This is a genomic window from Sphingobium sp. BYY-5, assembly GCF_022758885.1.
Taxonomy (GTDB): domain Bacteria; phylum Pseudomonadota; class Alphaproteobacteria; order Sphingomonadales; family Sphingomonadaceae; genus Sphingobium.
This window is the reverse complement of record NZ_JALEBH010000001.1, coordinates 750,256-768,512: the sequence shown is the minus strand read 5'-3', so window position 1 is coordinate 768,512 and position 18,257 is coordinate 750,256. Positions and strand designations below refer to the sequence as shown.

The window sequence follows — 18,257 nt, the reverse complement described above, 5'->3', positions numbered from 1 at the left end:
TCAGAAGAGCGACGCCGCAGCGGCGGCGCTCGCCTGATCCAGAACGGGGTTAAGCAGATAGCCCAGCACGATCACCACGGCGCAGGCCGTCAGGATGATATTTTCCACCGGGCCGCCCTTCGCCTCGAAGGCGATGGTCGGCTCGTCGAAATACATCGTCTTGATGATCTTGAGATAATAGAAGGCGCCGATCACCGACATGGCGATGCCAAAGGCCGCCAGCAGCGTCAGGTTTGCAGCGACCGCGGCGTCGAACACCAGGAACTTCGCCCAGAAACCGAAGAGCGGCGGGATGCCGGCCATCGAGAACATGAAGATGGCGAGCGCAGCCGCCAGCCCCTTGCGCGACTGCGACAGGCCGGCGAGGCTCGCGATGGTTTCAACCGGGCGGCCTTCCGCATCGCGCATCTGCAGGATGCAGGCGAAGGCGCCTACCGTCATCAGGACATAGATGGCCATGTAGCTCATCGTGCCCGCAACACCGGCCGGCGTACCGGCGGCAAGGCCGATCAGCGCGAAGCCGACATTGTTGATCGACGAATAGGCCATCAGGCGCTTGATGTTAGTCTGGCCGATGGCCGCGACCGCGCCGAACAGGATCGACGCCAGCGCCACGAAGATCACGATCTGCTGCCAGTCCAGCCCGGCCGGACCCAGCGCTTCGATCGCTACGCGAACGGTGAGCGCGATGGCGGCGACCTTCGGCGCGCTGCCGAAGAAGGCCGTGACCGGGGTGGGCGCGCCTTCATAGACGTCGGGCGTCCACATGTGGAAAGGCACCGCGCTGATCTTGAACGCGAGGCCGCAGAGCAGGAAGACCATGCCAAACAGTTCGCCGTTCGACACGCCGTCGCCCATGGCAACCGCAATGCCGTCAAAGCTGGTCGTGCCGGTAAAGCCGTAGAGCAGCGAAATGCCGTAGAGCAGGATGCCGCTGGCCAGCGAACCCAGCACGAAATATTTCAGGCCCGCTTCCGAAGAGCGTTCGTCCTGGCGCATGAAACTGGCCAGCACATAGGAGGCGAGGCTGTTCATCTCCAGCCCGACATAGAGGGTCAGCATATCGCCCGCCGACACCATCATGCCCATGCCGATGGCGGCGAACAGGATGAGAACCGGATATTCGGGACGGGGATGGCCGCCGACCGAGAAGAAGCGCGGCGCAAGCAGGATCGCCGCCGCCGCCGCGCCATAGATCAGCGCCTTGGCGAAGGCCGAGAAAGCATCGGCGCGATACAGCCCATCAAAAGCGTCCGGGCCATGGGCGAGCGAGCAGGACAAGGCCACGCCCGCAACCGCCAGCGTCACCACCGACAGCCAGTTGACGACGCGCGCCGAATTATCGCCGGCAAAAGCCGCGACGAGCATCAGGGCAAGTCCGCCCGCCGTCAGGATAAGTTCCGGCAGGACCGCCAGAAGGGAAGCGGAGTCGATCATCAGTGCGCCTCCCCGTGCGCCGGTGCTTCTTCATGGTGTGCTTCGCCCGCAGGCTTGGGCACACCCATCTTGATCTTGGAATCTCCTGCGGGTGCCGCAGGGGCGAGGCGCGCTTCGAGCGCGCGGATATCGGCCCGCATCGGCGCCAGGAAGCTCTCGGGATAGACGCCCATCCAGAGAACGGCGGCAGCGATCGGTGCGAGCAGCCAGATTTCCCGGACCGACAGGTCGGGCATGGCGGCTGCATCGGCATTGACCTGTTCGCCATAGCAGATGCGGCGATAGAGGTAGAGCATATAGGCCGCGCCCAGGATGATGCCTGTGGTGCAGACCAGCGCCACCCAGCTCGATGCCTGGTAGATGCCCATCAGCGACAGAAATTCGCCGACGAAGTTGCTCGTGCCCGGCAGACCGACCGACGCCATGGTGAACAGCATGAACAGCACCGCATATTTCGGCATGTTGATGCTGAGGCCGCCATAGCGGGCGATCTCGCGGGTGTGGAGACGGTCGTAGATGACGCCGACGCACAGGAAGAGCGCGCCCGACACCAGGCCATGGCCCAGCATGACCATCATCGCGCCCTCGATGCCCGCCTGGTTGAAAGCGAACAGGCCGACGGTGACGATCGCCATATGCGCGACCGAGGAATAGGCGATCAGCTTCTTCATGTCCGACTGAACCAGCGCGACGAGGCTGGTATAGACCACCGCGACCATCGACAGGCCCCAGACCAGCGGCGCGAGCTGCGCCGAGGCTTCGGGGAACATCGGCAGCGAGAAGCGGATGAAGCCGTAGCCACCCATCTTCAGCAGCACGCCCGCCAGAATGACCGAGCCCGCCGTCGGCGCCTGGACGTGCGCGTCGGGCAACCAAGTGTGGACCGGCCACATCGGCATCTTGACCGCGAAGCTCGCGAAGAAAGCCAGCCACAGCCAGGTCTGGATGTGCGGATCGAAATTATAGGCCATCAGCGCCGGAATTTCGGTCGTGCCCGCCTCATGCACCATCCACATCATCGCGATCAGCATCAGCACGGAGCCGAGCAGCGTGTAGAGGAAGAACTTGTACGAAGCGTAGATACGATCCGCGCCACCCCAGATGCCGATGATGAGGTACATCGGGATCAGGCCGGCTTCGAACATGATGTAGAAGAGGTAGATATCCTGCGCCGTGAAGACGCCGATCATCAGCACCTCCATGAACAGGAACGCCGCCATATATTCGCCGACACGCTTCTGGATCGCCTGCCAGCTTGCGCCGATGCAGATCGGCATCAGGAAGACGGTGAGCACGATCAGCATCAGGGCGATGCCATCAATGCCCAGCGCCCAGGCGAAGCGCCCGAAGACCGGGTAATATTCCTGGAACTGCCACTGCAGCCCGCCCTGGTCGAAATTCGCCCAGAGCGCGATGCCCAGCACCAGATCCACCAGAGTGGCGATCAGGGCGATCCAGCGCGCGCTGTTGGCGCCCGCGAAGAGACAGGCGATGGCCCCCGCCATCGGCACTGCCATCATCAGGGAAAGGATGGGGAAGCCGTCCATTATCGTGTCATCGCCCAGGTTGCTGCCGCGGCGAGGCCAATCAGCATCACCAGCGCGTAGGTGTAGAGGTAGCCGGACTGGAGCCGACGGGTGACTTTATTGCCCTGCACGACCAGCGCAGCCAGACCGTTAGGCCCGAAGCGGTCGATGAAGCCGACGTCACCGAACTTCCAGAAGAAGCGGCCGATGGCGAAGGCAGGCTTGACGAACAGGACGTTGTACAGCTCGTCGAAATACCATTTGTTCAGCAGGAACTGGTAGAGCGCGCCGAAGGTAGCGACGAAGCGACGCGGCCAGTCGGTGTTCTTGATATAGGCCAGCCAAGCGATGACCAGGCCGGTCAGCATCACGGCGAACGGACCGAACTTGACCCAGGTCGGCACTTCGTGCGCGGCGTGCATCAGGTGGCTGTCGAACGCGATCGCGTCCTTCCAGAACTCAATGCCACCCTCTGGCCCTATGAACTGGTCGTGGAAGAGGAAGCCGGCGAACACCGCACCCAGGCTCAGCACGATCAGGGGCACCAGCATGACCCACGGGCTTTCATGCGGATGATAGCCACCCGTGCCGTCGCCCGTTTCATGCGCATGGCCGTGATGGTCATGGGCATGGGGATCGCCATGGGCCGCATGATCGTCGTGACCATGTCCATGATCGTCATGTCCATGCGCGTCATGCAGCGCGTGCTGGATATGTTCGGACTGGGTCCAGCGCGGCTTGCCGAAGAAGGTCAGGAAAACCAGGCGCCAGCTATAGAAGCTGGTCAGCAGCGCCGCGAAGATGCCGACATAATAAGCGCCGACACCTGCACCGCCAGACGCGAAGGCCGCCTCCAGGATGCCGTCCTTCGAATAGAAGCCGGCAAAGCCAACGCCGAGAAGCGGAATGCCGACGCCAGTGATGGCGAGCGTACCCAGCGTCATCGTCCAGAAGGTGATCGGGATGCTTTTCCGCAGGCCGCCATAATAGCGCATGTCCTGCTCATGGTGCATCGCATGGATGACCGAACCAGCACCCAGGAACAGCAGCGCCTTGAAGAAGGCGTGGGTGAACAGGTGGAACATCGCCGCGCCATAGGCGCCGACGCCCGCCGCGAAAAACATATAGCCGAGCTGCGAACAGGTCGAATAGGCGATGACGCGCTTGATGTCGGTCTGCACCGTACCGACGGTCGCGGCGAACAGACAGGTCGCGGCGCCGACATAGGTGACGACATGCAGCGCCGTTTCCGACGTTTCGAACATCGGCGACAGGCGGCACACCATGAACACGCCAGCCGTCACCATGGTCGCTGCGTGGATCAGCGCCGACACCGGGGTCGGGCCTTCCATCGCGTCCGGCAGCCAGGTGTGAAGACCAAGCTGCGCCGACTTGCCCATCGCGCCGATGAACAGCAGCAGGCAGAGCACGGTCATTGTATCGAAGCGATAGCCGAGGAACCCGATGGTCGAACCAGCCATGGACGGCGCGGCGGCCAGGATTTCCGGGATCGAGATGGTATTGAACACCAGATAGGTGCCGAAAATGCCCATCATGAAGCCAAGATCGCCGACGCGGTTGACGACGAACGCCTTGATCGCGGCGGCGTTTGCGCTGGGCTTCCGGAACCAGAAACCGATCAGGAGGTAGGACGCCAGGCCCACGCCTTCCCAGCCGAAGAACATCTGGAGCAGATTGTTCGCCGTCACGAGCATCAGCATCGCGAAGGTAAAGAGCGACAGATAGGCGAAGAAGCGCGGCTGATCCGGCTCTTCGTCCATATAGCCCCAGCTATAGAGATGAACCAGGCTCGACACGCTGGTGATGACCACCAGCATGACCGCGGTCATGGTGTCGACCCGCAGCGCCCATTGGGCGTCGAAGCTGCCCGACTGAATCCAGGTGAAGGCCGGAGCGACATAAGGCTCGGCATGGCCGGTCACGAAGCTGAGGAAGATCGGCCAGCTCATTGCGCAGGAGGCAAAGAGCGCGCCGGTGGTGATGATCTTGGCCGGCAGCTTGCCAAGGGCCTTGTTGCCAAGGCCCGCGATGGCGGCAGCCAGCAGCGGAAGAAGGACGATAAGCTGGATCACAGGGCAAGACCCTCCACGTCATCCTGACGAAAGTCAGTATCCAGGGCGACATCGTACAGCGCCTGGAACCCTGGATCCCGGATCAAGTCCGGGATGACGGAAATTATGGCATTGGCCGGCACGTGCATCAGCCCTTCATCCGATTGACATCGTCGACGGCAATGGTGCCGCGACCACGGAAGTAAATGACGAGGATCGCAAGGCCGATGGCCGCCTCACCCGCCGCGACGGTCAGCACGAACATCGAGAAAACCTGACCCACCAGATCACCCAGGAAGGCGCTGAAGGCGACAAGGTTGATGTTCACGCTGAGCAGGATCAGCTCGATCGCCATCAGGATGATGATGACATTCTTGCGATTGATGAAGATGCCCAGCACCCCCATCACGAAGAGGATGGCGCTGACCACCATATAATGTTGAAGGCCGATCATCGGGCCGCCCCCTCAATTTCGTCATGCTGAACTTGTTTCAGCATCCATGAGCAACAACGGTCGCAATGACGCTCGGACATCAGAGCCAATGGATCCTGAAACGAGTTCGGGATGACAGCGTGGAAATGATCGATCACAGCTCCACCCCCTGCCCCACGGGCTGATTGATGTTACGCACGGCGTCCTGCGGACGGCGGCGGTTCTGCTTGGCGACGTTTTGGCCCTTCACGCCGCCACGGGCACGATGGGTCAGCACGATGGCGCCGATCATCGCGACCAGCAGGACGATGCCCGCCGCTTCGAACAGGAAGATGTAGCGGGTATAGAGCAGCCCACCGATCGCCTGGATGTTGGTGAGTTCCGGGTTCACCGGACCGGCGCGCTGCGCCAGTTCGATGGGACCGGCGCTCCACAGGCCGATGCCCAGCACGATTTCCGCCAGCAGCACCGCCGCGATCAGCAGGCCGAAGGGCAGATAGCTGACAAAACCGGCGCGCAGTTCGGCGAAGTCGATGTCGAGCATCATGACGACGAACAGGAACAGCACCGCGACCGCGCCGACATAGACGATGACAAGCAGCATCGCGATGAATTCGGCGCCGAGCAGGACCATCAGGCCCGCGGCGTTGAAGAAGGCCAGGATCAGCCAGAGGACCGAATGGACCGGGTTGCGCGACAATATCGTCAGCGCGCCGCTGGACACCACCAGAATGGCGAACAGATAAAAGGCGAAAACATGGATCATTGGTCCTGACGACCCCCCAACTTCCGTTCGCCCTGAGCTTGTCGAAGGGTTGCACTTTTCTTCGAGGAGAAGAGAAGGGCTTCGACAAGCTCAGCCCGAACGGGATATGTTTCAATCATGGCGCGCATTACCGATACGGGGCATCGGCGGCAAGGTTCGCGGCGATTGCGCGCTCCCACTTGTCACCGTTTTCCAGAAGCTTGACCTTGTCGTAGATCAGCTCCTCGCGGGTTTCGGTCGCGAACTCGAAGTTCGGGCCTTCGACAATGGCATCCACCGGGCAGGCTTCCTGACAGAAGCCGCAATAGATGCACTTGGTCATGTCGATGTCGTAGCGCGTGGTACGGCGGCTGCCATCGTCGCGCGGCTGCGCCTCGATGGTGATCGCCTGCGCCGGACAAATGGCCTCGCACAGCTTGCACGCGATGCAGCGCTCTTCCCCGTTGGGATAGCGGCGCAGTGCATGTTCACCCCGGAAGCGCGGCGAAATCGGGTTCTTCTCGTACGGGTAGTTGATCGTCGCCTTGGGCTTGAAAAAATATTTCAAGGTCAGCCAGTGCGCCTTCACAAACTCCCAGAGCGTGAACGATTTGACGTAATAAGCGAGGCTCATTGTGCGCCTCCATAGCGCGTCAGCATGAGGAAGCCCGAAACCAGGAAGACGAAGAAGAGCGAGGTCGGCAGGAATATCTTCCAGCCCAGCCGCATCAACTGGTCATAACGGTAGCGGGGCACCGTCGCCTTCACCCAGGAGAAGACGAAGAAGAAAAACAGGATCTTGGCGAACAGCCACAGGATGCCCGGCACATAATAGAGCGGCGCCCAGTCCAGCGGCGGCAGATAACCGCCCCAGAAGAGGATCGCGTTCAATGCGCACATCAGGATCACGTTCGCATATTCGCCCAGCCAGAAGAGCGCGAAGGCCATGGACGAATATTCGGTCTGATAACCCGCGACGAGTTCGCTTTCCGCCTCGGTCAGGTCGAAGGGCGCGCGTGCCGTTTCCGCCATGGCCGAAATCAGGAACATGATCGCCATCGGGAAGAGCAGCGGGTTGAAGCCGTTACCGTTCAGGAAGCCATAATAGCCCTTCTGGCTTTCCACGATCGCGGTCAGGTTGAAGCTGCCGGCCCACAGAACGACGGTGATCAGGATGAAGCCGATCGAGACTTCATAGGAAATCATCTGCGCGCTGGCGCGGATCGCGGAATAGAAGGGATATTTGGAGTTGGACGCCCAGCCCGACAGCACCACGCCATAGACGCCCAGCGAGCTGATCGCGAGGATGTAGAGCAGGCCGACATTGATGTTGGCCAACACCACGCCCACCTGGAACGGCACGACGGCCCAGGCCATCAGCGCCACCGTGAAGGTGATGATCGGCGCGATCAGGAACAAAGTCTTGTTCGCGGCCGACGGGACGATGGTTTCCTGAAGGAAGACCTTCAAGCCATCCGCGAAGGACTGGAGCAGGCCGAAAGGACCGACGACGTTGGGACCACGGCGCAGCGCCATCGCCGCCCAGATCTTGCGGTCGGCATAGATGATCATCGCGACCGCCAGCATGACCGGCAGACAGATCACCAATATGCCGATGACGGTGGAGAGCAGCCAGGCGCCTTCGAACGGCAGGCCCAGGCCTTGGAAGAAAGCGGTCACTCTGCGGCCTCCGCGAAGCTTTCACCATGGATCAGCTCGGCCGAGCATTGCTGCATCGTCGGGCTGGCGCGGCAGATCGCGTTGGTGAGGTAGAAATCCTTGATCGGCGAACCGAATTCGCCAGTCGCACCAGTCGGCAGCTTGGGGATGGACCAGCCATAATCGACCAGACCTTCGACGCCCAGAGCGGGAACCGCCTTCGCCATCTCCGCACGGAGCTGCGCGAAGCTGTCGAACGGCAGCTTGGCGCCCAGCGCTTCGGACAAAGCGCGCAGGATCGACCAGTCCTCGCGGGCGTCGCCCGGCGCGAACACGGCCTTTTCACCGAACTGCACGCGGCCTTCCAGATTGACGTAGGTGCCCGCCTTTTCGGCATAGCTTGCGCCCGGCAGGATCACATCCGCCGCATGGGCGCCCTTGTCGCCATGATGGCCGATATAGACCTTGAAGCTGTCCTCGAAGGCCGAATAATCGACTTCGTCCGCACCCAGCGAGAAGAGCAGCTTGGGCTTGGCCGCCGCCACCGCCTTGATGCCGCCCTGGGTCGCATAGCCCAGCATCAGTCCGCCCATGCGGGCCGCCGCGAAGTGCAGGACGTTGTAACCGTTCCAGCCCTGTCCTGAGCCTGCCGAAGCGGCGTCCTTCACGAGGCCCAACGTCTCGACCAGCGCCAGCGTGTCACCATGCGCGCCGTCCTTGGCCAGCACGCCGCCGCCGACGATCATCGCCGGACGGGCAGCGCCCTTGAAGGCTTCGACAACCGCCTTGGGCAGCTTGGCGAGCAGCGAGGCGTCATTGCCCAGCCATTCGACCTTGTAGGTCAGATCATATTCCGGTCCGACCGCGAAAACCTTCGCGCCCTTCTTGATCGCCTTGCGGATACGAGTGTTCACCAGCGGCGCTTCCCAACGCAGGTTGGTGCCGACCAGCAGGATGACATCCGCCGTTTCTAGGTCAGCCAGCGGCGTGTTGAACACCACCGACGACAGGCTCGACACGTCGTAGGACAGGCCGGTCTGACGGCCTTCCAGCATCGTGCCGCCCAGCTTCTCGACCAGCGCCTTGCCGGCGAACATGGTCTCGCAGTCGAGCAGATCACCCGCGATCGCCGCAACGCTGCCGCCATGCTGGACAGCGGCAATGGCGGCGAAGGCTTCCGCCCAGGTCGCCGGAACCAGATTGCCATCCTTGCGGATGAACGGCTTGTCGAGGCGCTTGCGCACCAGACCGTCGACATTGTGACGGGCCTTGTCGCTCGCCCACTCCTCGTTCACGTCGTCATTGATGCGCGGCACGGCGCGGAGCACCTGCCGACCCCGGCTGTCGAGGCGAATGTTGGTGCCAACCGCATCCATCACGTCGATCGCATGGGTCTTCTTCAATTCCCACGGACGCGCTTCGAAGGCGTAGGGCTTGGCGGTCAGCGCGCCGACCGGGCAAAGATCGACCACATTGCCCGACAGCTCGCTCTTGGCGGCATGTTCGAGATAGGTGGTGATCTGCATATTCTCGCCGCGATAGATGGCGCCGATTTCCGGCACGCCCGCGACTTCTTCCGCAAAACGCACGCAGCGGGTGCACTGGATGCAACGGGTCATGACCGTCTTGACGATCGGGCCCATATATTTCTCGGTGACGGCGCGCTTATTCTCGTCATAGCGCGACGACCCCCGACCGTAAGCAACCGACTGATCCTGGAGATCGCACTCGCCGCCCTGATCGCAGATCGGGCAATCCAGCGGATGGTTGATGAGCAGGAACTCCATCACCCCTTCGCGGGCCTTCTTGACCATTTCGCTGTCGGTGCGGATTTCCTGCCCGTCCGCCGCCGGAAGCGCACAGGACGCCTGCGGCTTGGGTGGCCCAGGCTTCACCTCGACCAGGCACATGCGGCAATTGCCGGCGATGGAAAGGCGCTCATGATAGCAGAAACGGGGGATTTCCTTCCCCGCCTGCTCGCAAGCCTGGAGGACAGTCGCGCCCGCCGGAACTTCGAGTTCTACGCCGTCTACTTTGACCTTGGGCATGGTTACTCCGCTGCCTCCATGACGGGGGCGCTACCCTTGTTTTCAGTGATCCGGCGCTCGATTTCCGGGCGGAAGTGCCGGATCAGCCCCTGGATCGGCCATGCCGCCGCGTCGCCGAGCGCGCAGATGGTGTGGCCTTCGACCTGCTTGGTCACCTGGAACAACATGTCGATTTCGCTCTGGTCGGCGTCACCGGTGCGCAGGCGCTCCATCACGCGCCACATCCAGCCGGTGCCTTCGCGGCACGGCGTGCACTGGCCGCAGCTCTCATGCTTGTAGAAGTAGGAGAGACGCGAAATGGCGCGGACGATGTCGGTCGACTTGTCCATGACGATGACGGCGGCGGTGCCCAGGCCGGAACCCAGCGCACGAAGGCCGTCGAAATCCATCGGCGCGTCCATGATCTCCCTGGCGGGGACCAGGGGCACCGAGGAGCCGCCGGGGATCACCGCCAGCAGATTGTCCCAGCCGCCCCGGATACCGCCGCAATGGCGGTCGATCAGTTCGCGGAACGGGATCGACATCGATTCCTCGACGACGCAGGGCTTGTTCACATGGCCGCTGATCTGGAACAGCTTGGTGCCGCGATTATTCTCACGGCCAAAGCCATTGAACCAGGCCGCGCCACGCCGCAGGATGGTCGGCGAAACCGCGATCGATTCCACATTGTTGACCGTGGTCGGGCAGCCATAGAGGCCTGCGCCCGCCGGGAAAGGCGGCTTCAGACGGGGCTGGCCCTTCTTGCCTTCCAGGCTTTCGATCTGGGCGGTTTCCTCGCCGCAGATATAGGCGCCCGCGCCGCGATGGACGAAGACGTCGAAATCATAGCCCGAACCGCAGGCATTCTTGCCCAGGAAGCCCTTTTCATAGGCCTGCTCGACAGCGGCGAAGAGAACCTTCGCCTCATAGATGAACTCGCCGCGGATATAGATGTAGGCGGCGCGCGCCCGCATCGCAAAACCGGCGATCAGCGCGCCCTCGATCAGCTTGTGCGGATCGTGGCGGATGATTTCGCGGTCCTTGCACGAACCCGGTTCGGATTCGTCCGCGTTGATGACCAGGAAGCTGGGACGGCCGTCCTTGCTTTCCTTCGGCATGAAGCTCCACTTCATGCCGGTCGGGAAGCCGGCGCCGCCACGGCCGCGCAGGTTCGACGCCTTCATGATGTCGATGATCGCGTCCTGGCCGATTTCCATCAGCTTCTTGGTATTGTCCCAATCGCCACGCTTCATGGCGGCATCGACGCCCCAATCCTGATAGCCGTGGACGTTGGTGAAGATGCGGTCCTTGTCGGCTAGCGGGCCGACGAAGGGCGGCGGAGCCGCTGGTGCGGGTGCGTCGGTCATGCCTGACCTCCCAGGTTCGTCACCCCAGCAAAAGCTGGGGTCTCACTGCCTACTGGCGCGAGGGGAAAGAAAAGAGAGATCCCAGCATTCGCTGGGATGACGGGGGTAGAAAGCATCATGCCCAATCCCCCCGATAATCGTGATTCGCAGTGACCATCTCTTTCAGAGTGGTCGGGCCGCCTTCGGGCGCGCTCGTCTGACGGTCAATCTGCGGGCCGATCTTGGGCTGGCCACCGGCGGCCAGCGTCTCAAGGACGGCGCTCATGCTGTCATAGGTCAGATCTTCGAAATTATCGTCGTTGATCTGGACCATCGGCGCGTTGGCGCACGCCCCAAGGCATTCGACTTCGGTCAGGGTGAACAGGCCGTCGGGGGTCGTGCCGCCCTTGACCAGGCCCTTGTTCTTGCAGGCTGAAAACACATCGTCCGAGCCGCGCAACATGCAGGGCGTCGTGCCGCACACCTGCACATGATAGCGGCCGACCGGCGCGAGGTTGTACATGGTGTAGAAGGTCGCGACCTCATAGACGCGCATGTACGGCATATCGAGCTGACGCCCGATATACTCCATGACCGGAACCGGCAGCCAGCCCTGGGTCTGCGTTTCCGCACCGACCTGACGCTGGGCGAGGTCAAGCAGCGGCATCACCGCCGACTGCTGGCGACCGGCGGGATAGCGCGCGATGACCTTCTTGGCCTGTTCGGCATTTTCGGCGGTCCACTCGAACGCGCCCCAGCGCGCTCGGGTTTCAGCCTCATCGGGGATATGAACTGCGTCAGCCATTAATTCCGTATCCGCATCTTCACGGCGTCCGCGCCGCGATAGAACCAAAAGAAGCTTACGAGCGAAGCTGCGCCAGCGATAAACCCGCTTGGAAGATCAACAACCCTGCCCAAACCGACTAGCGCAGCAGCCACGAAGCCCAGCACCAGCGCGTGTATCCAAATCGGAAGGCGCTCGCGCTTCCTCACCGGTCACACTCCCCGAACACGATGTCCATCGCGCCCAGGACAGCGGTTGTATCGGCGAGCATGTGGCCCTTCATCATGAAGTCCATCGCCTGCAAGTGCGAGAAGGCGGTCGGGCGGATCTTGCAGCGATAGGGTTTGTTGCTGCCGTCGCTGACCAGATAGACGCCGAACTCGCCCTTGGGGCTTTCGGTCGCGACATAGACTTCGCCTGCGGGCACATGGAAGCCCTCGGTATAGAGCTTGAAGTGGTGGATCAGCGCTTCCATCGAGCGCTTCATTTCACCGCGCTTGGGCGGCGAAACCTTGCGGTCGAAGCTGGCGATCGGCCCTTCGGGCATTTCGCTGAGGCACTGCTTCATGATGCGCGCGGACTGGCGAACTTCCTCGACGCGGACCATGAACCGGTCATAGCAGTCATAGTTGGTGCCGACGGGAACGTCGAACTCCATCCGGTCGTAGACGTCATAGGGCTGCGCCTTGCGGATATCCCAGGCGATGCCCGAACCGCGCAGCATGGGGCCGGAAAAGCCCCATTTCAGCGCATCTTCCTTCGAACAGATGGCGATATCGACATTGCGCTGCTTGAAGATGCGGTTGTCGACCACCAGGCTCATCGCGTCCTCGAACAGGCGCGGCAGGCGGGTGTCGAGCCAGTCGGCAATGTCGGTCAGCAGCTTGAGCGGCACATCCTGATGCACGCCGCCCGGCCGGAAATAGGCCGAGTGCATACGGGCGCCCGATGCGCGCTCGAAGAAGTTGAGGCAATCCTCGCGGATTTCGAACAACCACAGGTTCGGCGTCATCGCGCCGACGTCCATCACGTGCGAACCCAGGTTCAGCATGTGATTGCAAATGCGGGTCAGTTCCGCGAAGAACACGCGCAGATATTGCGCGCGCAGCGGCACTTCCAGGTTCAGCAGCTTCTCGACAGCCAGAACATAGCTGTGCTCCATGCCGAGCGGCGAACAATAGTCCAGCCGGTCGAAATAGGGCAGCGCCTGCATATAGGTCTTATATTCGATCAGCTTTTCGGTGCCGCGATGGAGCAGGCCGACATGCGGGTCGCAGCGCTCGACGATTTCGCCGTCCAGCTCCATGACCAGACGCAGAACGCCGTGCGCCGCGGGATGCTGCGGGCCGAAGTTGATCGTGTAATTCTGGATTTCCGTGTCGCCGAACGTCGGGTCCGCCGCGTCGGTCACATGGTCCAGCTTTTCCAGATAGTCGGACATCAGGCCTTGTCCTCAGACTTTTTATTCGCGGCGCTGTCGGTAGGCTCCCCCGCCCCGCTGACGCCCGGCTTCTCCGTCACCTTGGGGGTGGGCGCGGCGGCAGGCGCAGCCGGAGCGGCAGGTGCCGCAGCCTTCTCGTCACCGGGCAGCACATATTGCGCGCCTTCCCATGGCGACATGAAGTCGAAGCTGCGGAAATCCTGCGCCAGCTTCACCGGTTCATAGACGACGCGCTTATCCTCTTCGGAATAGCGCAGTTCAACATAGCCGGTCAGCGGGAAGTCCTTGCGCTGCGGATGGCCCTTGAAACCATAGTCGGTCAGGATGCGGCGCAGGTCGGTATTGCCGTCGAATATGACGCCATACATGTCGAACACCTCACGCTCCAGCCAGCCGGCGACTGGCCAGAGGTGCGTGACGGTGGGGACCGGCGTATCCTCATCGGTCGACACCTTCACGCGGACGCGGTGGTTCCGCGTGACGCTCAGCAGATGATAGGCGACCTCGAACCGTTCCGGACGATCCGGATAGTCAACGCCCGCGATTTCCATCAGCTGCTGGTAATGGCCCATGTCGCGCAGCGCGACCATGGCGTTGGCCAGGTCTTCGCGCGCGACGGTGAAGGTCAGTTCATCGGCATGATCGACGGTTTCGATCAGCATCGATCCCAGCAGGGCGCCGATTTCCTCGGCGATGCCTTCCGGGTTCACGATCTTGGGTGCGGAATGGCCCATATTAACGCTCAATCGTCCCGATCCGGCGGATCTTCCGCTGCAACTGCATGACGCCGTAGAGCAAGGCTTCGGCAGTCGGCGGGCAACCCGGCACATAGATATCGACCGGCACGATGCGGTCGCAGCCACGGACTACCGAATAGCTGTAATGATAATAGCCACCGCCGTTCGCGCAACTGCCCATCGAAATCACATATTTCGGATTGGACATCTGATCGTAAACCTTGCGCAACGCCGGAGCCATCTTGTTGCACAGCGTGCCCGCCACGATCATCACGTCCGACTGACGCGGGGACGCGCGCGGCGCGGCGCCGAAACGCTCCATGTCGTAGCGCGGCATGTTGACGTGGATCATCTCCACGGCGCAGCAGGCCAGACCAAAGGTCATCCACCAGAGCGAGCCGGTGCGCGCCCACTGGAACAGCTCCTCGGTCGAGGTGACAAGGAACCCCTTGTCGCTGACTTCGCCGTTCAGCGCATTGAAGAAATCCTGGTCGGGCTGGGTTCCGACGGGCGGCAAGGTGCCGGGCGCCGGATTATAGAGTTCTACTCCCAATCGAGTGCTCCCTTCTTCCACGCATAGACGAGGCCGAGCACCAGCTCCGCTATAAAGATCATCATCGTCGCCCAGCCGGCCCAGCCGATCTGGTCGAGGCTCACGGCCCACGGGAACAGGAACGCCGCTTCCAGATCGAAGATGATGAACAGGATGGCGACGAGATAGAAACGCACGTCGAACTGGCTGCGCGGCTCTTCGAATGCGGGAAAGCCGCATTCATATTCGGAGAGCTTCGCAGGGTCCGGCTTGTGCGCACCTGTGAGACGGCCAACCAGCATCGGCAGGAAGACGAAGGTGCCGGAAAGCAGCAAGGCGATCCCCAAAAAGAGCAGGATCGGCAGATATTGAGCTAGATCGACCAACGGAATCCCCTGGGCGAATGAAATGTGAGGGCGCTTTAGGCCTGCTGCATATGCGAAGCAAGGGGCCAAGGCCGTGAGAATGAATCGCAAAAAGGCCAAGTGGTTGAACCGCTTGGCCTCGTTGGACTTTAGCGCAGCGCGCCGGCCACCAGCTTGTGCAATTTGCTGTGGATCGCATCGTTGCCGGCGATGACTTCCTTGCGCTCGATCGGCTGATCGCCGCCCCGGAAATCGCTGGTGAAACCGCCCGCTTCGCGGACCAGCAGCAGGCCGGCGGCAACGTCCCAGGGCTGAAGTCCGCTTTCCCAATAACCGTCATAACGGCCCGAAGCGACATGGGCGAGGTCGAGCGAGGCGGCCCCGAAACGGCGGATGCCCGCGACCGACGGCGCCACCGCGCCGAAGATGCGGGTCCATTGCACCATGTCGCCATGCCCCATGAACGGGATGCCGGTGGCGATCAGGCAGTCGGCCAGGTCGCGGCGGGCGGAGACACGCAGACGCTGGTCATGCCGCCAGGCGCCACGGCTTTTTTCCGCCCAATAGCTTTCGTCGGTGACGGGCTGGTAGATCAGCCCGGTCGTCACCTCACGCTTTGATCCGCCGAAGATCGGTTCCTCGACCGCGATCGAGATGGCAAAGTGCGGGATGCCGTGCAGGAAGTTGCTGGTGCCGTCCAGCGGATCGATGATCCAGCGCGGCTTGGTCGGATCGCCGGCGATCTCGCCGCCCTCTTCCAGCAGGAAGCCCCAGTCGGGCCGCGCCTTCTGCAACTCCTCGACCAATGTCTTTTCGGCCTGCTGATCGGCCTTGGACACGAAGTCCGCAGGCCCCTTGCGAGACACCTGGAGATGCTCCACCTCGCCGAAGTCGCGACGCAGCTTGCCGCCCGCCTTGCGCGCGGCGCGTTCCATGACGGTGAGAAGACCGGAGTGCGATACCATAAACTAAACTCCCCCCTCCCTTTCAAGGGAGGGGCAGGGGGTGGGTGCGATTGCGTCAGCAATCGCCAGCAACGTTCGGGATGGCTGAAGGCTCGCTTCGCTCGCACCCACCCCTTCCCCCTCCCTTGAAAGGGAGGGGCTTATAGGTCGTGCTCAGTCCGCGCGCTTCACATATTCGCGGGCATAGACATCGACGACGATGCGGGTGCCGCTGACGATGTGCGGCGGCACCATGACGCGCACGCCATTGTCGAGGATCGCGGGCTTGTAGCTGGCCGATGCGGTCTGGCCCTTCACCACGGCGTCGGCTTCCACAACGGTCGCCTCGATGGTTTCAGGCAACTGGACGCTGATCGGACGCTCTTCATACATTTCGAGCGTCACTTCCATGCCGTCCTGCAGGAAGGCGGCGGCGTCGCCGATCAGATCCTGGGCCAGGTTGATCTGCTCATAGGTTTCCTGATCCATGAACACCAGCATGTCGCCTTCGGCGTAGAGATACTGGAAATCCTTGGTGTCGAGGCGGATGCGCTCCACGGTTTCGGCCGACCGGAAACGGACGTTATTCTTGCGGCCGTCGATCAGGTTCTTCAGCTCCACCTGCATATAGGCACCGCCCTTGCCGGGCTGGGTGTGCTGGATCTTGACGGCACGCCACAGGCTTCCGTCATATTCGATGTTGTTGCCGGGACGAATCTCGACGCCGCTGATCTTCATGGGAAGAGCCTGCCTATATGTCTGAATGTGGAAAAGAGCCGGCCTCTTGGAGGCTGGGCGCGCCTTTACAACCTGACGGCGCGAAGGGCAAGGGGGCGCGGTCCGGGCCTTAACTTCACACATTTCCCGTAAGTTTTGACATATAATTTCCTATGTAGGAAATTTTCGGAAAATCATGCCCGTTCGCTTCGAGCGGAGCGAATTGAATAAATATATCACGCGCCGCGCCGATAGGACAGACTATCCAAGTAGCTCGGCAAAAGCGGCCACGCCCGCCTGCGGCCCATCGGGATGGGTCCACACCGCGCCGCTTACCGCCAGGAAATCGGCCCCCGCCGCGATCAGGGGCGCGGCATTATCCGCCGTGATCCCGCCGATCGCGACACAAGGCAACTCGAACAGGGTCGTCCACCAGCCCAGGATCGACGGATCGGGGCGATGCGCCGTTTCCTTGGTCGTGGTGGGATAGAAGGCGCCAAAAGCAACATAATCGGCCCCGGCTTCCCCCGCTTCCATCGCCAGGTGACGACTGTCGTGACAGGTGATGCCGATCTGCACCTTCGGCCCCAGCAGCTTGCGCGCCGCGCGCGGATCACCATCGCCCTGCCCCAGATGCACGCCGTCCGCGCCCAGCCGATGGGCGAGCGCCGCACTGTCGTTGATGATGAAAGCGACTTCGCGTTCGGCGCACAGCCGTTGCAGCGGCTCGGCGGCGCGGGCGACGGCGTCCTCATCCAGCCCCTTGAGCCGCAACTGGAACGCGGCGACCCTGCCCCCGTCGAAGGCGGCGGCGAGGCGATCGGTAAAGGCCGCATCGATCGTCGGCGGCGAAATCAGGTAAAGCTGACAGGCGGGACGGAAGCCCTGTTCGAACTGGTCGGCGAAATGCGGATCGAGCGCCAGCTCTTCTTCGGTGAAGTCGGTCATATCTTATGCAGTAACCCAGCCAGCGCAGCAACGAAAGCCTGCGGATCATCCAGCTTGTGCGCCAATCGTCGGATTTTCCGCCGGCCCAGCGCGACAGGCTCACGCAAATCGATCACGATATTGGGATAGGCAACGAGCGCGCCATTGAACGTATCGCGAGCTTTGATGAGTGCACCGTCCCAATCATAACGGATACCCGCGATTTGCGCGACTGGTACATCAATCCGCCGGACATTGCCGCAGCGCCATGACAGCCCGTCATCGCTCAGCAGGACAGGACAATGCGTCAGCGAACGAATGAAGATGATAAGCCAAGCCATTGCCGACAGACTGAACAGCGATAACAGCAGCGCGAGCCATGGCTTCCACAATGCAACACAAAAGTGGAGAACCGCCGCCTCAATACCCATCAACCCAAACAACACCCACATCATCGGCGCAGTAGCGTGATGATAGGAAAAATACATCGTCGGTTCAGCGCCTTCGCGCGCCGGGCATTGGCTGGGGTCAGACGGATTCCCGGCCAATGCCCGACGACGTCCGA

Annotated in this window: 18 protein-coding genes; all 18 read right to left on the bottom strand. The window is 62.0% G+C overall.

The window, feature by feature from the left end:
- Positions 1–1,437: an NADH-quinone oxidoreductase subunit NuoN gene (nuoN, locus tag MOK15_RS03770; protein ID WP_242930384.1), complete on the bottom strand. Its 1,437-nt coding sequence runs from the start codon at positions 1,435–1,437 to the stop codon at positions 1–3.
- Positions 1,437–2,984, bottom strand: a complete 1,548-nt coding sequence (locus tag MOK15_RS03765) for an NADH-quinone oxidoreductase subunit M (RefSeq protein WP_242930383.1) — start codon at positions 2,982–2,984, stop codon at positions 1,437–1,439. The genes nuoN and MOK15_RS03765 overlap by 1 nt, the downstream gene beginning before the upstream one ends.
- The gene (gene nuoL, locus MOK15_RS03760; protein WP_242930382.1) at positions 2,984–5,056 is read right to left on the bottom strand and encodes an NADH-quinone oxidoreductase subunit L; all 2,073 of its coding nucleotides are present in this window, start codon (positions 5,054–5,056) and stop codon (positions 2,984–2,986) included. Before nuoL ends, MOK15_RS03765 begins: the two co-directional genes overlap by 1 nt.
- 127 nt (positions 5,057–5,183) lie before the next feature.
- On the bottom strand, positions 5,184–5,489 hold the full coding sequence (gene nuoK, locus MOK15_RS03755; protein WP_004211745.1) for an NADH-quinone oxidoreductase subunit NuoK: 306 nt from the start codon (positions 5,487–5,489) through the stop codon (positions 5,184–5,186).
- 133 nt (positions 5,490–5,622) lie between these two features.
- A complete protein-coding gene (locus MOK15_RS03750; protein ID WP_242930381.1) occupies positions 5,623–6,234 on the bottom strand; it encodes an NADH-quinone oxidoreductase subunit J in 612 nt (203 codons plus the stop codon).
- A 127-nt stretch (positions 6,235–6,361) separates the two neighbouring features.
- Positions 6,362–6,847 carry an NADH-quinone oxidoreductase subunit NuoI gene (gene nuoI / locus MOK15_RS03745; RefSeq protein WP_242930380.1) on the bottom strand — a complete coding sequence of 162 codons (486 nt, stop codon included), beginning with the start codon at positions 6,845–6,847 and terminating at the stop codon, positions 6,362–6,364.
- Positions 6,844–7,893: an NADH-quinone oxidoreductase subunit NuoH gene (nuoH, locus tag MOK15_RS03740; protein ID WP_242930379.1), complete on the bottom strand. Its 1,050-nt coding sequence runs from the start codon at positions 7,891–7,893 to the stop codon at positions 6,844–6,846. The genes nuoI and nuoH overlap by 4 nt, the downstream gene beginning before the upstream one ends.
- A complete protein-coding gene (gene nuoG, locus MOK15_RS03735) occupies positions 7,890–9,920 on the bottom strand; it encodes an NADH-quinone oxidoreductase subunit NuoG (protein ID WP_242930378.1) in 2,031 nt (676 codons plus the stop codon). Before nuoG ends, nuoH begins: the two co-directional genes overlap by 4 nt.
- A 2-nt stretch (positions 9,921–9,922) precedes the next feature.
- Positions 9,923–11,266, bottom strand: a complete 1,344-nt coding sequence (gene nuoF, locus MOK15_RS03730) for an NADH-quinone oxidoreductase subunit NuoF (protein WP_242930377.1) — start codon at positions 11,264–11,266, stop codon at positions 9,923–9,925.
- Positions 11,267–11,381: 115 nt separating this feature from the next.
- Positions 11,382–12,050 (bottom strand): NAD(P)H-dependent oxidoreductase subunit E, encoded by a 669-nt coding sequence (locus MOK15_RS03725; RefSeq protein ID WP_242930376.1) that lies wholly within the window; start codon positions 12,048–12,050, stop codon positions 11,382–11,384.
- Positions 12,051–12,234: 184 nt separating this feature from the next.
- Positions 12,235–13,470 carry an NADH-quinone oxidoreductase subunit D gene (locus tag MOK15_RS03720; protein WP_242930375.1) on the bottom strand — a complete coding sequence of 412 codons (1,236 nt, stop codon included), beginning with the start codon at positions 13,468–13,470 and terminating at the stop codon, positions 12,235–12,237.
- On the bottom strand, positions 13,470–14,204 hold the full coding sequence (locus tag MOK15_RS03715; RefSeq protein WP_242930374.1) for an NADH-quinone oxidoreductase subunit C: 735 nt from the start codon (positions 14,202–14,204) through the stop codon (positions 13,470–13,472). Before MOK15_RS03715 ends, MOK15_RS03720 begins: the two co-directional genes overlap by 1 nt.
- A gap of 1 nt (position 14,205) precedes the next feature.
- Positions 14,206–14,724: an NADH-quinone oxidoreductase subunit B gene (locus MOK15_RS03710; protein WP_009821731.1), complete on the bottom strand. Its 519-nt coding sequence runs from the start codon at positions 14,722–14,724 to the stop codon at positions 14,206–14,208.
- 26 nt (positions 14,725–14,750) lie between these two features.
- Positions 14,751–15,125, bottom strand: a complete 375-nt coding sequence (ndhC, locus tag MOK15_RS03705) for an NADH-quinone oxidoreductase subunit A (protein ID WP_242930373.1) — start codon at positions 15,123–15,125, stop codon at positions 14,751–14,753.
- 128 nt (positions 15,126–15,253) lie between these two features.
- Positions 15,254–16,069 (bottom strand): inositol monophosphatase family protein, encoded by an 816-nt coding sequence (locus tag MOK15_RS03700; protein WP_242930372.1) that lies wholly within the window; start codon positions 16,067–16,069, stop codon positions 15,254–15,256.
- Positions 16,070–16,222: 153 nt separating this feature from the next.
- Positions 16,223–16,786, bottom strand: coding sequence for an elongation factor P (gene efp, locus MOK15_RS03695; protein ID WP_242930371.1), 564 nt, complete (start codon positions 16,784–16,786; stop codon positions 16,223–16,225).
- Positions 16,787–17,026: 240 nt separating this feature from the next.
- Positions 17,027–17,713 carry a thiamine phosphate synthase gene (gene thiE / locus MOK15_RS03690; RefSeq protein ID WP_242930370.1) on the bottom strand — a complete coding sequence of 229 codons (687 nt, stop codon included), beginning with the start codon at positions 17,711–17,713 and terminating at the stop codon, positions 17,027–17,029.
- Positions 17,710–18,180 (bottom strand): hypothetical protein, encoded by a 471-nt coding sequence (locus tag MOK15_RS03685; protein WP_242930369.1) that lies wholly within the window; start codon positions 18,178–18,180, stop codon positions 17,710–17,712. Before MOK15_RS03685 ends, thiE begins: the two co-directional genes overlap by 4 nt.
- Positions 18,181–18,257: the final 77 nt, after the last annotated feature.

Coding starts and splice junctions, on each gene's coding strand:
- MOK15_RS03720 (WP_242930375.1), bottom strand. CDS start 13,470: ATGTCCGACTATCTGGAAAAGCTGGACCATGTGACCGACGCGGCGGAC.
- MOK15_RS03725 (WP_242930376.1), bottom strand. CDS start 12,050: ATGGCTGACGCAGTTCATATCCCCGATGAGGCTGAAACCCGAGCGCGC.
- MOK15_RS03685 (WP_242930369.1), bottom strand. CDS start 18,180: ATGTATTTTTCCTATCATCACGCTACTGCGCCGATGATGTGGGTGTTG.
- MOK15_RS03715 (WP_242930374.1), bottom strand. CDS start 14,204: ATGGGCCATTCCGCACCCAAGATCGTGAACCCGGAAGGCATCGCCGAG.
- efp (WP_242930371.1), bottom strand. CDS start 16,786: ATGAAGATCAGCGGCGTCGAGATTCGTCCCGGCAACAACATCGAATAT.
- nuoI (WP_242930380.1), bottom strand. CDS start 6,847: ATGAGCCTCGCTTATTACGTCAAATCGTTCACGCTCTGGGAGTTTGTG.
- MOK15_RS03700 (WP_242930372.1), bottom strand. CDS start 16,069: ATGGTATCGCACTCCGGTCTTCTCACCGTCATGGAACGCGCCGCGCGC.
- thiE (WP_242930370.1), bottom strand. CDS start 17,713: ATGACCGACTTCACCGAAGAAGAGCTGGCGCTCGATCCGCATTTCGCC.
- nuoF (WP_242930377.1), bottom strand. CDS start 11,266: ATGACCGACGCACCCGCACCAGCGGCTCCGCCGCCCTTCGTCGGCCCG.
- nuoK (WP_004211745.1), bottom strand. CDS start 5,489: ATGATCGGCCTTCAACATTATATGGTGGTCAGCGCCATCCTCTTCGTG.
- nuoG (WP_242930378.1), bottom strand. CDS start 9,920: ATGCCCAAGGTCAAAGTAGACGGCGTAGAACTCGAAGTTCCGGCGGGC.
- MOK15_RS03750 (WP_242930381.1), bottom strand. CDS start 6,234: ATGATCCATGTTTTCGCCTTTTATCTGTTCGCCATTCTGGTGGTGTCC.
- MOK15_RS03765 (WP_242930383.1), bottom strand. CDS start 2,984: ATGGACGGCTTCCCCATCCTTTCCCTGATGATGGCAGTGCCGATGGCG.
- nuoN (WP_242930384.1), bottom strand. CDS start 1,437: ATGATCGACTCCGCTTCCCTTCTGGCGGTCCTGCCGGAACTTATCCTG.